15 protein-coding genes are annotated in these 13,420 nt (G+C 42.4%); 4 read left to right on the top strand and 11 right to left on the bottom strand.

Annotation, left to right across the window (positions count from 1 at the left end; all coding sequences use genetic code 11):
• Positions 1–30: 30 nt before the first annotated feature.
• From H509_RS0100050 to H509_RS0100060, 3 genes are all read right to left on the bottom strand, one after another.
• Entirely contained in the window at positions 31–1,107 is a 1,077-nt protein-coding gene (locus H509_RS0100050) for a M42 family metallopeptidase (protein WP_028543256.1), read from the bottom strand.
• An 87-nt stretch (positions 1,108–1,194) separates the two neighbouring features.
• Positions 1,195–1,971 (bottom strand): aminoglycoside adenylyltransferase domain-containing protein, encoded by a 777-nt coding sequence (locus tag H509_RS0100055; RefSeq protein WP_028543257.1) that lies wholly within the window; start codon positions 1,969–1,971, stop codon positions 1,195–1,197.
• A 163-nt stretch (positions 1,972–2,134) separates the two neighbouring features.
• Positions 2,135–2,668: a dihydrofolate reductase family protein gene (locus tag H509_RS0100060; RefSeq protein ID WP_028543258.1), complete on the bottom strand. Its 534-nt coding sequence runs from the start codon at positions 2,666–2,668 to the stop codon at positions 2,135–2,137.
• Between the two features lie 74 nt (positions 2,669–2,742).
• Here H509_RS0100060 and H509_RS0100065 point away from each other — a divergent pair, with 74 nt between their 5' ends.
• Positions 2,743–3,645 carry a helix-turn-helix transcriptional regulator gene (locus tag H509_RS0100065; RefSeq protein WP_028543259.1) on the top strand — a complete coding sequence of 301 codons (903 nt, stop codon included), beginning with the start codon at positions 2,743–2,745 and terminating at the stop codon, positions 3,643–3,645.
• Positions 3,646–3,667: 22 nt separating this feature from the next.
• On the opposite strand, the gene H509_RS0100070 is transcribed toward H509_RS0100065, so the two are convergent.
• On the bottom strand, positions 3,668–4,411 hold the full coding sequence (locus H509_RS0100070) for a spermidine synthase (protein ID WP_028543260.1): 744 nt from the start codon (positions 4,409–4,411) through the stop codon (positions 3,668–3,670).
• A 146-nt stretch (positions 4,412–4,557) separates the two neighbouring features.
• Positions 4,558–6,165 (bottom strand): sigma-70 family RNA polymerase sigma factor, encoded by a 1,608-nt coding sequence (locus tag H509_RS0100075; protein ID WP_342663626.1) that lies wholly within the window; start codon positions 6,163–6,165, stop codon positions 4,558–4,560.
• Between the two features lie 204 nt (positions 6,166–6,369).
• Between H509_RS0100075 and H509_RS0100080 the strand changes: the two genes are divergently transcribed.
• Positions 6,370–6,774, top strand: a complete 405-nt coding sequence (locus H509_RS0100080) for a GNAT family N-acetyltransferase (protein ID WP_028543262.1) — start codon at positions 6,370–6,372, stop codon at positions 6,772–6,774.
• 103 nt (positions 6,775–6,877) lie between these two features.
• Here the strand turns inward: H509_RS0100080 and H509_RS0100085 are convergent, their stop codons facing one another.
• Complete coding sequence (locus H509_RS0100085; protein WP_028543263.1) at positions 6,878–7,216, bottom strand: winged helix-turn-helix transcriptional regulator; 339 nt, start codon at positions 7,214–7,216, stop codon at positions 6,878–6,880.
• A 151-nt stretch (positions 7,217–7,367) separates the two neighbouring features.
• Here H509_RS0100085 and H509_RS0100090 point away from each other — a divergent pair, with 151 nt between their 5' ends.
• Both H509_RS0100090 and H509_RS0100095 read left to right on the top strand, forming a co-directional pair.
• Positions 7,368–7,916, top strand: coding sequence for an NAD(P)H-dependent oxidoreductase (locus tag H509_RS0100090; RefSeq protein ID WP_028543264.1), 549 nt, complete (start codon positions 7,368–7,370; stop codon positions 7,914–7,916).
• A 41-nt stretch (positions 7,917–7,957) separates the two neighbouring features.
• Positions 7,958–8,671 carry an SDR family oxidoreductase gene (locus tag H509_RS0100095; protein WP_028543265.1) on the top strand — a complete coding sequence of 238 codons (714 nt, stop codon included), beginning with the start codon at positions 7,958–7,960 and terminating at the stop codon, positions 8,669–8,671.
• 150 nt (positions 8,672–8,821) lie between these two features.
• Here H509_RS0100095 and H509_RS0100100 read toward each other — a convergent pair whose 3' ends face one another.
• The 5 genes from H509_RS0100100 to H509_RS0100120 form a co-directional block, all read right to left on the bottom strand.
• A complete protein-coding gene (locus tag H509_RS0100100; RefSeq protein ID WP_028543266.1) occupies positions 8,822–9,046 on the bottom strand; it encodes a hypothetical protein in 225 nt (74 codons plus the stop codon).
• Positions 9,047–9,495: 449 nt separating this feature from the next.
• Positions 9,496–10,731 carry a Kelch repeat-containing protein gene (locus H509_RS26535; RefSeq protein WP_157277368.1) on the bottom strand — a complete coding sequence of 412 codons (1,236 nt, stop codon included), beginning with the start codon at positions 10,729–10,731 and terminating at the stop codon, positions 9,496–9,498.
• Positions 10,732–10,817: 86 nt separating this feature from the next.
• On the bottom strand, positions 10,818–11,369 hold the full coding sequence (locus tag H509_RS23865) for a YiiX/YebB-like N1pC/P60 family cysteine hydrolase (protein WP_051286732.1): 552 nt from the start codon (positions 11,367–11,369) through the stop codon (positions 10,818–10,820).
• Between the two features lie 12 nt (positions 11,370–11,381).
• Complete coding sequence (locus H509_RS0100115; protein ID WP_028543268.1) at positions 11,382–11,576, bottom strand: hypothetical protein; 195 nt, start codon at positions 11,574–11,576, stop codon at positions 11,382–11,384.
• A gap of 689 nt (positions 11,577–12,265) precedes the next feature.
• Positions 12,266–13,381, bottom strand: a complete 1,116-nt coding sequence (locus tag H509_RS0100120; protein ID WP_028543269.1) for a hypothetical protein — start codon at positions 13,379–13,381, stop codon at positions 12,266–12,268.
• Between the last annotated feature and the right edge of the window lie 39 nt (positions 13,382–13,420).

Below are 13,420 nucleotides of genomic sequence, written 5' to 3' on the forward strand. Positions count from 1 at the left end.
GTTAAATGTTTAGGGTATCCCCCTGTGCGGCTAGCGCCCGATCAACTCGTTCACTTTGTCCCAATTCAGCTTCTTAATTACAGCCGTTAATAGAGTAGCTGCTTGATCAAAGTCCGCTTTTGCCATAATTGAATTATGGCTATGAATATAGCGGGTAGCAAAGCCTACGACGAGTGACGGACAGCCAATACCATTCGTATGGAACTTGTCCGCATCTGTCCCTCCGCCTGCAAGCGCATCTACCTGCACGTTAATGCCCATCTCTTCTGCTGTGTCCATCACTAGATCACGTAATCCCGTGTGGGGGATCATCGTTGCGTCAAATAACAACACAAGCGGTCCATCTCCAACGTTACACGTCATATGTTGGGATTCGCTGCCTGGCGTGTCATATGCAATGCCCACATCTAACGCAAAAGCAATATCCGGCTCAACAAGCTTCGCTACTGGTCCTGCGCCTCGGCAGCCAACTTCCTCTTGCACTGTCGCTCCGGCGTAAACGATGTTCGGATGCTCCTCGTCCTGCAAACGTTTCAGCACTTCCACTGCAAGCGCACATCCCGCGCGATTGTCCAACGCTTTGCCGACCCACAGTTCGCCCTCCCGCATCGTCGTAAACTCACTGACCGGAACGATCCAATCGCCCGGACGAACCCCCATCGCTTTGGCATCAGCTTCATCTTTTGCCCCGATATCGATGTACATGTCCTTCAGCTTCATCACTTTCTCGCGCTCAGCCGGCTCTAGCACATGCGGCGCTTTTGAACCGATAATACCAAGCAGATCGCCTTTGCGTGTTTTTACGGTCACTCGCTGAGATAATACATTATGCGGCCACCAGCCGCCCAATTGGATAAAACGAAGGAAGCCTTTGGGTGTTATTTGAGTGACCATAAAGCCGATTTCATCTAAATGTCCCGCCAGAAGCACTTTAGGACCTTGCTCCTGCCCCGTCTTTTTGCCAACCAAGCTGCCCAAACGATCCTTGAGCAGTTCTTCGCTAAGCGGAGTCAAATATTGCTGCATCTTGTTATGTACAGCCCCTTCATGTCCAGGAACTCCGTCAACCTCCGTTAGCGTTTTCATACGTAGTGTCATTTCATCCATCGTAATTGCTCCTTTTACAAAATATATTACCTCTTTCGGCACAGAACAACCAAATACCTGCTGCAAGAGAGAACGATAACATGGATATCAAACACCGTCTGCGGACAGCAACCCACGGATCTCACGCATCATATAATCACTGTACTCCCGTAACACATCTACCTCATACTTTGCACGGGCACTCGTCCCCTCATTATAATGCTCCAGACACTGCTGGACCAGTAAACGATACTGATGCGGCAGCGTATTCATTCCCCATTCGCCTCCCTCTCGTTTGGAAGCAATGGTTCCCTCTGACAAATACATTACGATTCGACACAAATTAAGTGTAAAGTAGACCGGATTGTCCAAAATGACTTGCCTGACGTCTTCCATATCGTACAGCATCGCGTCAACATAAAAGGAACGATCAATTGGCGCATACAACTCGGATAGTGGTAAGCCATACAAGGTAATTCCCCGATAATAAGCTACCGTAATATGTGCCGCTAAGTCCTGATCTTCATATCCGCCGCATAAATAGCTCTCATCCGTTATATATCGCTCGCGGTGAGAGTCCGAATAATGCAGCTCAAAAGGAGTCGGATATACAAACGATTTGAGATAATGCTCCACAATTACACTAAATTCGATGCCGCGTACACTGCCTATTTCTTCATGCAGCGTTAAGGCGATACTGACAATCTTTCTCTTGGTCGCTTCGGATAATTGCTGTGCTACAACGACTAAAAAATCTATATCACTGCTGTTTTTGTGGTAGCATCCCATCGCTACTGAACCGTGTAAATAGATGCCTACTAAGTTATCCGTGAGTTCTTCCTCAAATAAAGCTGCTATTCGATCCAAATGCGGTTGTATGTCCATATGCCACCTCCTATGGAAAATTATAATAAGCAGTCTGCATGGATACAAGCGAAGAAACTACACGACAAGCAAAAGAGACTTTCGATATCGAAAGCCCCTTTTGCTCCTATAAGCAGATTTAGTTTAATACACACTTCATAATTAGCAGGGGATAAAGTTTAGGTTATTGCTCGTTTGCTGAATAACTTAAACTAACCATCTGGCCTATCTTCTCAGTCTGCGTTAAGTGGAAAGTACAGGGCACAGTTCCTTGTGGAAATAAGGGGATGCCGTCTCCTAGCACTTTTGGGATGATCGTAATACGTAGTTCGTCTAGTAATTGAGCTTCCAGAAATGCATGAACAAGCTGCCCTCCCCCTACGAGCCATACATCTCCGTTTGATGTGTCTTTTAACCTTGGTATTAAAGTTTGTATTGATTCATCCGTAAATGTCACGTGTGGAGCAGGTGGCTGTGCCGTTCTGGACAGAACATAACAAGGTTTATCGGCGTAAGGAAAATCATCGGATAGCCCTAGCACCACATCGTAAGTGAGTCGCCCCATTACAACAGTTCCAACAGTGCTGTAAAATGTACTATAGCCCCCATCACCACCGTCCATCTCGATGTCATTAAGCCAATCGATAGCCCCATCTGGCCTTGCAATGTAGCCATCCAAGCTCATAGCGATGTAAAGCACTACTTTATTCTTTTTCATATTCGATCGCTCCCTTCCATATACTTATGATACAATTAAACTACGACAAATAATGACGTAATTAGGTGATGTATATGAATAATCGTAGATTAATGATCATGCGGTTATTAGATTCCAGGAAAAAATGTACCGCTCGTGAACTAGCTGAACATTTTCAAGTTTCCGTTCGTACCATTCAGCGTGATCTCGATTATTTGCAGCAGATCGGAGTTCCACTTTATACGGAGGTAGGCGTAAATGGAGGATACCGTGTTCTGCCGAACAGAATATTACCCCCCCTGCAACTTCATCAGCAGGAAGCGCTTGGTTTGTATATGATGGTTGAATACTTGGAAAAGGTATCTGATTTCCCCTATGGTTCAATTCGTGCGCAGCTAGCGGAGCATTATTTTGTAAGCTTACCGCATGATGTTCAAGATATGATCGTTCGTATGAAGCAGCACATTACGTTTTTTCAGCATCACTCTGTACAGCAAGAACCATTGACTACTCCAATATTAACTGCTGCGGTGGCAAAATCAGCTATTGAGTTCAGTTATGCGGCACGCAGTGGGACGAAGTTGGTGCTTGCGTATCCTCTTGGCATTTATTATGAGAATGGATATTGGTATATGCCAGCTAAGCATCAGGATCGAATACTTGTTTATCGCGTAGATCGAATGAAGCAGTTAACCGTCTTGGAGCCATCTCATGAGGAACTGCCGACACTTAAAGAGTGGTTGAGTTCAAATGATGAAAGAGAAGGTGTTGAAGTGGTGCTGCATTTTACTGATTTTGGAGCAAGACTTGCAGCATCAGATACGCTATTTACGCCTGTTCAAGACAAAGAATGGCGTGGACAGGTTCCGCCAGATGAATTCCCATTTATAGCGCGGAGACTGCTCTCATATGGTCCTGAAGTGAAGGTTATCACCCCTGTGCAGCTACAAAAAAGGATAGTGGACATGTTAGAGCTTAATTTAAGCCAGTATAAATAAGGTTGACAAAGGAGGGCGTGTATTATATTTTGTCCCTTATTATATGTCCTGGTTCGATCTCTATTTCTACAAAACCTGCCATCGCTTGCGGCAAATAATCAATTTCATGATTACTACCTATCACTATAATGTTCCGCATATCGCCCTCGCCTCCACCAGGTAGCAGAAATGCTTTCGTGAAGGCATACGTTTCACACAATGTTGTATGGATTGCCTCCATATATTTATCTCGTTTCGCTTTTCCCATTAGATTCATAATGAGGGTTCCATTAGATTTAAGCTTTTGTTTCGTTAATTCAAAAAATTGCAAAGTTGTCAGATGATGTGGCGTCCCCTCTTTGGTGAAAGCATCTAAAACAATGTAATCCAACGTATGAGGTGCTTGCTCGCCAAGTATGGAACGCCCGTCCCCAATAACAACGTTAGATTTATTGAAATTAAAATAATCTCTGCTCATTTGCAACACCAGCTCATCCAATTCCACAACCGTCACTTGTTTGTCAGCCCAATAGCCCGAAATCGTCCCGATCCCATGTCCGATCATAAACAAACTTTTAAATGAGAAAGAGTTGCACTCTATTAAATGGATAATGGCGCGTGGATATTCCAGCACGATTCGTTTGGGATCTTTAAGATCTATTGCCCCTTGAACAGCCTCATCCGAAAATTGCATACATCTAAATTTGCCCATTTCACCATACAATTGATTCACTTCACACACTGTAATCTCTTGATACAAACTAGCTTGTTTTGTTAATTGATGCACATTAAGCAATCTCCTTAACCTGATAAACAGGCATGATGTTATACGCCAGCCATCCTACTTATCCATAGCTGCAACCGACAGCCGTTTCTATAGCTCCAATTTAATGGGTGAGCATAAACGTTAACAGACGTGATACGGCAGCAGCTTCATTCACCTGAACCACACGCTACCAACTGCCCCCGATCCACATCCCAACGCCAACGACTAGCTGATCCGTGTAGATGTATGCCTCCATACCATTCATCTATTCCATTTAAATGTACGCGGTCCTTTTTCCCCGCCAGCACCTGTTGCCCCCGTTCGGTCAGCTTCACTTGGCAATGTTGAAAAGTCGGCGGATAGTTCCTGTAATCCGGAAGCCCCTCTCCCCCTTCAATATGCAGCAGCGGATATGCTCCTTGTAACAAGCCCGCCATGTGTCGCCAATATTGCAGGTCTCCCAGCCCCAGCCCATTCAATGTGTCCCCAATTTGCCGGAACAGTTCTGTCGGGGCGCTTACGCCACTGCTGACCAACTCCAGCGTTGCCTGCTCGACGACGCCGAGGCCGTTGTAGGTAGATGGCAGCCGTGATAAATGAAGGCGAAATGCATCACGTACAAACGGCAGCGCTGCCGTCTGCTCCCCTTCAAGTAAGGCAAAAAGTTGATCTGGCTCAGATGAACAATACGCTTCCCATACGTTCACACCTGTCTTTAGCTCTGCTTGGCCTATAGCTTGCCAAGTACCCGATAGTGTTTTCATTTGATCAACGGACAGTTGTCCTAGCCCCCTAAAGAGCTGAATACCAGGATAGGCCCCCATACATAATAAGCTGAGCTTCGTATTTCCGAGCGGTCTTTCCGCAAACCAGTGCAGCAAGCAGCATAACATCGTCTGGTCAAATAAATCATGCTCAAACCAGAGCACAATCTCATCATATTGATGAAAATTGGCCAACTGGTTCTCCTGTGCTTCACTTCCACGAATAAATTCTAGTCTAGGAATACCTAGCGCCTGCTCTAAATAGCTTGCACGCAACGAGCGATTCGGATATGTCGCAGGATCCACAAATACAGGACCTTCCGGATACACCTCTCTCCAGACTAAAATATCTCCCTGAACGACACCTTGACGCAGCGTCTCAGCTACGTGATCCCCATTTACAATATGAAGCATTCGAGTCCCTCCTTCGTAAAGATGATGAAACATGGACACAAAATCAGCTATCGGCAGCGTCCCTTTTAATTTGCTGCGTGCATCAAACAATCTTTTTTTGAGCGTAGCTACAGGTATATTCAAATAAGCGGATATTTCCTGTAAGGAATAGCCATGAAAATAAAATAACTGCACGGCTATACGCATATTAGCTGATAGCTGCGCTACACAAGCATGCAGCTGCTCCAACAGCATCCTTTGTTCTGCGATCTCTGCTACGTCAGAACCTTGCGCCTTCACTTGAAGGGTATCATCCATCGGCACGAATTGAAGCTGCTTTCTGCGGTATTGGCGGTGACATTGGCGGATCACTATCGTTTTAAACCATGCGGGAAAAGCAGCCGGTTCCCGTAATTTACTTAAATGAAGATACGCTTCCGTAAACGCTTCTTGTACCGCATCCTCCGCCAAATACGAATCACGCAGCTTATCATAGGCGATGGCATATGCCATGACGGAATAATGCGACATAACCTGCTCAAATGCGGTCCTATCTCCTTGCCGGGCCTCATCAATCCACTGCAACACGTCCTTTGCTGCCTCCTTTCGATTGTACACGATCATAGTGCCACCTTTGGCGTTAAAGGTTACATGGATATTTCAAGTTGCCCCTTTTTAAGCGGGAAATAGAAGGAATTCAGCAATTGAAATCGAATATCACTTGTAGTATTGCTTATTGAACATTTGGAGGTTCTAATTTTGTTACTTTACTTTTGATAGGTACCACTTGTATAACATTACCTTCTTAGGAGTTGATTTATAGTGAAATATACAAACTCACTCGACAGTATTTCTGCTGATAGGTTACATGGCTTTTTTGTGGATTGGCCTAATCCCCCCTCTCCCGAAACTCATCTCAAATTGTTAAAGAACAGCAGTCACGTCATGCTGGCCATTGATGAGCAAACAGATCAAGTTGTTGGATTTATTACGGCGATAAGCGACGGTATTTTATCGGCTTATATTCCATTCCTTGAAGTTATTCCTGCGTACAAAAATAAAGGTATAGGCACGGAATTAGTAAGCCGAATGCTAAAAGAACTCGATGACATATATATGATTGATTTATGTTGTGACGATGACGTCGTTCCTTATTATGACAAGTTCGGCATGACTCGTACAAACGGGATGATCGTAAGGAATTATAAAAGGCAATCCGGAATTTAATAACCTAAATGCTAAAACCGCTTGGAACTCGTCCAAGCGGTTTTGTGTGCCTATTGGTCATAACACTATTGGTCATAACAATAGCTTACTTAAAAAGGAATGTTTACAACTCCAGTCCAAATCGCTTCAGCTCAATAAAAATCCCCTCCAGCCCCTTGCCTTTCTCCGTTAACGTGTATTCCACACGCGGCGGAACTTCTGGAAAAACTTCTCTTATGACTACGCCATGCTCTTCTAATTCTTTGAGGCGCAAGGAAAGTGTCTTGGGGCTAATGCCCTCCATAGATCGGAGCAAATCGCTAAACCGCATCGTTCCTTCTATAAGCAAATCGCGGATAATTAAAAACGTCCATTTGGTTCCGATGACGTCGAGTGTTTTCGCGATTGGACATTGCTGACCGGGTGTCCCTTTGGTCAAAGTAATTTGTCCTTTATCAACCATCAGTGTTCCCCATTTCTTTTTAATCTTCGTAAAGCTAATTGTAACACAATAGTTTCTTTTCGGTAACTATGTGACATATATATCACTACTTCCCAAAATATATTAACTACCCATATACTACAATTACCCACTACACAAGGAGCTGATCCACTTGAAAAATATACTTATCATTAACGGTCATCAGAAATATGAATCATCAGCGGGCAAGCTGAACCATACCTTGTTCGAACACATGGCAAGTTTCTTAAGTAAACATCATCAGGTGCAAACGACTGTCATTCAGGAGGGATACCATATCGAAGCGGAACAGCAAAAGTTTCTGTGGGCGGATATCGTCATTTATCAGACGCCGATCTATTGGTTTAGTGTCCCCGGTTTATTAAAAACGTACATGGATGAGGTGTACGCTTACGGTACTTTTTTCAAAGGTGCAGACCAATATGGCAGAGGCGGCATGTTAACAGATAAAAAATATATGCTATCTACAACGTGGAACGCACCAGAAAAAGCGTTTAACGATCCTGCTCAATTTTTTAATGGAAGCAGCCTTGACGAAGCGTTAAGTCATCTGCATCGTATCCATAGCTTCCTTGGTATGACACCTATCGAGAGTTTTACTTGTTATGACGTCATCAAAAATCCGCAAATTGATATTTTTGTTACAAATCTTGAACAGCATTTGCAAGCGACACTCGGATAACTGATGAACGGATAACTATATAACCTTTAGGAGGAATTAACATGTTACAAGGTCAAAAAGTAGTCATAATCGGCGGCAGCTCCGGTATCGGATATGAAACAGCGAAACAAGTTATAGCTCAAGGCGGAGAGGTCATTATTGCCAGCCGTTCTGATCAAAAATTAAAAACGGCTCAAGCACAATTAGGCCCTCAAGTTACTGCCCTCACTGTTGATACAACACAGGAGGAACAAGTACAAGCTTTATTTAATCAAATCGGCCATTTCGATCACCTTGTAGTAACCGCGGCAGAAACATCAGGCGGTCCGTTCCTTCATACCTATACCTCGCAGTCCAGACAATTGTTCGAAAATAAATTTTGGGGGCAATATTATGCTGCAAAATATGCTGCGCCTCACATTCGCCCTGGCGGCTCGATTACGCTGTTCTCGGGTGTAGTCGCCTACAAATCAATGGTAGGCTCCTCAGCGCTTGGTGCTGTTAATGCCGCGGTATCGAATCTCGGGCAAACGCTAGCTTTAGAACTGGCTCCCCTGCGGGTAAATGTCGTATCCCCCGGTATCATTGATACACCTGCACGCAGCAAAATGTCAGAAGAAGCTCGCAATCAATTTTATGCGACGCTTGGCAGCAAGCTGCCAGTGAACCGTGTCGGTCGTGCGGAAGACGTTGCACAAAGCGTACTTTATTTGCTGCAAAATAGCTTTGTAACCGGTACGGTGCTCCATGTCGAAGGCGGACATATCTTGATTTAAGCCGCACGTAAGGGAAGCTCATCTCCAAAAATACAACCAGCCGCTAACCCAAGGGGATTAGCGGCTGGTCATTAAAGACCCGATAAAAGCAAATTGCTGTGTGAAACAGAGAATCTCTTCCGGGTATTACACGACAGCGACACTTACTTGTTATCTTACTTTCACTGGGTCGCTTTTATAATCATTGAAGTACCACTCCCCTATCCCCTTGTTGAGCGATGAAACAAATTCAAAATCGGATTCACCGTCATTGTTAATATCAAAACTAACCGATACATGAGGCTCACTAGAACCATTACCATATTTATTGATATATAAGTTTTGTACTACTTCCTGCCGAAAAGCCGTTTGATGTGTGACCAACACGGTAATCAATACTACGACGTTCTCCCCACGCAGACACAGCAATTCACCTATTATCAGCCGAGTCCCTAAAATATTTGGTTATAGTCATCCAATGCCATTCGTATTTGTAGTCAGAGAATTTTTTGGTGTTTAATGTACCCACTGGTGAATCTATTTTTAGTCCATCCTTTATGTAGTTAGCCGTATTATCAAGTGTAAATGCTGCATTGTTGGCAACTCGACTTAGCGTGACACCTTTATCTTCTGCGTACGCTCGTCACAACAATCTTCTGACGGAACGAGTCGCATTGCTTCAGCACCGCTTCGAGCTGATTCATCTCCTTGTGGGGAAAATACGCCGATTCATTCGGCAGGGGGTGGGGGTAAAAGAAAGACCTTGAAGGACAAGCCCCTCAAGATCTCTACATTATTCATCAACATAATAGATCTATCTTGACGATTGCCGCCCACATCCCTCGTCATTTAGTTATAAAGAACCTGACCATCTCCCTGTCCGTTTTATGCGATAAAGGAATGACTGCCAGTTCTTTACCCGTGTCTATATGGTATTGGTGAATTTCTTTCTGTCTGTCCAATGGGGCATTTTTAACAAAGTCATATAGAATAAATAGGGAGTCGCCATCAACTTGTACCCCTGAAATCAAGCCACTTTCCTCCTTTCTTTTCATTACAAATTGTGAGCCCTGCTCAAGCCTGATTAGTGTTTCAATTTCGAACTTTTGATTAAATACAACCAATTCTCCTTCGTAAGAAACTACATATACTTTTCCGTTATGCACAAATGTTCCGTACAAATCGAACGATTTATTGGACACTTTAATCGTTTGTTCAATAGTGCCATTTTGAGGATTAATAACTAGCATGACGGGCTGATCTTGTTTTTGCGATGGGTCATCACCTGTCATAAATACTAACAGCCGATTATTGTATAGTTGCAGAGAAGAGCCATTTTCTCTACCTACTGGATAATATCTATCTATACTTCTAAGAGGGTAATCGGATACTAGCTTGTTCGTCTTCAGATCAACAACGTATATACCATTTGAATTTCGTTTTCCGTTAGAGTACAACACGTATGCTTTATTATGGATCGTCACAGCTGACATAAAATAACCTGTCAATTTCAAATGATTATACACATGATCGTCATCATTCCAATAAACTAGCTCATTTCCATATTCATGAGGAGAATAGTCCGGATGTGCACCCATATTCATAGAAAATAACAAATAGCCATTGGAATTACGTATAAATGTTGCTCCAATTGCTCTATCTTGCTCATATATACTAGGACCAAAAAACGATCTTATTTTCCCATCTTGGCTAATTTGAAAATGATGATGCTGTCGTTCAGATGCAATATATATATTCCCTTTCACTTTGGCAGCAAAGTCTAACTTCTTTCCTACATTCAGGCTAAGTTGACTTAATATGGCTCCCGAAGAGCTATAGGAAACCAACTCCACACCTTCCTCTAACATATTGGAATATAAAACCAAAAATGAAGCGCCCTTAAGATTAAAATCGTGAGTATCATTTCCTAAAGCCATCGTTTCATTGCTATTCGCCACATCTAAATTGGTTGGCATAGAAGAGCTAGAATTATTGTTGTTAAAAAAGAGTCTCGCAACCATAACAACTAACAACACACCTAACAATATGCCACCTAAAATATAGAATGCTTTTTTAGTCAACATACCGACTCCCATTATTAAGTTATTTTGTATGGAATAGTGGCTAGTGAACCCACTAAATATATCCACTAGCCACTACTTCTAGTTTATGCCCGATAATAGATGACTGTATTTCCGGACTTAGCAATCTCTATTGGAGTTACTATCGGGTCAATTGTAACGTAGTCTACATCAATTCCTTGAGATTTCCACGCTTTCCAGACAAGCTGGGAGCAATAAAAAGCATCATCCCTCCAAGGATTTATAAACCACCAATTATAACTTTTACCGACTTGATTTTCTGCATAAGATGCTGCATTTGCATAATTACTGCTGGAAGCCCCTTTGACACTTAAAGCATAAACGTTAGTACGCCCACGCCAATCATTTGTATGTTTTTGCACGCCATCTGCCGGAAAAGACTCCACTGTCAATGCAGAAACATTAGAAACTATACCAGCATGCCCAGGGTATCCAAAATCAATGCCCCAGAAGCTTGCATTGAAAGCAATCAGAATATCGCCATAGGTGCCTAGATTATTACTTAACAAGCTAACACTACTAATATGATCCGGTTTGATCCCCTTAACTGTCCCAAGGCTAGAACCTTGTCTAGCAAGTTTAATTAACCGTTGATCTGACTCGTACTTTTTGTCCAAACCACCGTTTTTTTAAAATTCGATCTCATCCTTGTTGTGTTGCTGAATACGCTTGATATCACTTTCGGTCATTCCCGCTTTCCTCATTTGACTAACCGCGTCAATAGAGACTTTGTTACCTAATGCCGCGTCAGCATACACAGGGGATGAAAAAATCAGCGAAGTAACTAAACTAAATGCCGCCACACCCTTAATCAGTTTAATCATTGAAAATACCTCCAGATTTGATATTCTTCACAATTTAAGCTACGTTATTTGTGTTTTATCATCAGAAGTAAGAATCAAGAAATGCACAAAGCATTAACATAATCTCAGGTGTAGGTTTAAGTGAGGATACTACTAATAAGCAATTTCTGGGCAGGAGTGGTTATTACATTTTAGTAATTGGAGTAATCATGTGGGATATTCATGAATATGTTTTGCTGTAATCTCCTTCTTAAATTAATAACTAACCGGTTAGTTATTGTAACTTACCATAATATTCCAGTATAAGCAATAATAAATATGTTATTCATAATTTCTTAACACTGTTCTAATTGCATTTGATATTTCCATTAAGCTGACCCCTTTCTCCTGAAAACAAAAGTTAGCTTTGAAATGAGTGCGTAAAGCTAGATGAAATCGGTTAAAGGAATCCCAACATACATCCGTAAAATCTGCTGCAAATCTGCCGTATAATATTAACGAACCTTCACATCCGCCAACAGGACGGACTGATTTGACGTGTTATATATACGTAGCATCGGGTGAATCGTGATTGGTCGGGTCCTTTTTCCCCAAGTCGCTCACATTATCACCAGAGCAACATTCGCCTAATCCATATCACTTGAAGCACGAAAAAAAAGCAAGCCCCTATTACAAGAGCTCGCTTCTTCAAAGTAGAACTAAAGATAGAATTAATTATAAAAATGGTTAATTTCATCAATAGTGGCTTTGAAATATTCATTGGTTTGTACGGCATTTCCATTTCGATCAACTGTACCTTTGGCACCTAAATAGAAGCTGAAATATTTATCATCATCTTCTAAGCGCTTAAATTTATCAGTCGTATCCTGATATCTCTTCTTGAAGCTGGAAGACTTAAAATAATTTCGGTCGATCTCCATTTGTATACCAACCGTCGTATATCCTAAATGCTTCTTAGCAACTAATTCACCATTATAACCATAGATCTTATCCGCCTTGACACTGTCATAGATCGGATCTAAATTTTCAGGTGTATTTTCGAAATAATGATGGGGTTGAATGTACACGCGGTCAAAAATCTCCGTCTCATCCACCATATAAGCAATCGTCTCTACAACTTTTGTGTTGTTGACCCCATAGCCAAAATAAGGAGCCCACACCAATGTTCTTGCGCCTTTCATTTCAGCACTGTTATTAATAAACTTTGAAATCTTCTCCAGCAGTTTGACTTGTGGTTGATTTTTGATTTGGGAGTAACGATAGTCTTTACTAGCAAAATAATAGATAGCTTCATTGGGATAATAGAACCCCGCTATCGTGTCCCAATTCGATCCCAGTCTGTTTTTTATTTCATTCATATAGTCCACATATTTGTCGAATAATCGATCTACCTCGGAGTCACTAATGTTCTTGTCATGGACAGGTAGCGGAAGAATGGCCCGGTAAGAGCTATTCGCTTCCGTAATCGTATCCACGGTTTGATCCACATACTTAATCAATTTACGCTCCTCATAGTTGTCGATCGTATTTTGAAAACCACTGCCAATAATAAATCGTTTGACCGTGTCCAATCGGGTTAGATCCTTGGTGTCATATGGCGCATAATACGTATTATCTTGATAATATCCACTATACAAAAATACAGCATTTTTTGCGGAAAGAGAACTACTAGCCCGACTCTCCATTTCCTCGTTTGCACGTTCTTCCTTGGCGGCTTGGGCTTCTAGGCCACCAAACAAGCCTGAAAACAAGCTCAGTGTCAACATAACAGTCAGCATCATGGCAAACCTTGTCTTGGCTTTCCGAATTGAAATTTTTGTATTCATAGCTTCGGCTCCTTTGTAGAATGATAAAATGATGTACTT

This window comes from Paenibacillus taiwanensis DSM 18679, from assembly GCF_000425125.1.
GTDB lineage: Bacteria > Bacillota > Bacilli > Paenibacillales > Paenibacillaceae > Paenibacillus_B > Paenibacillus_B taiwanensis.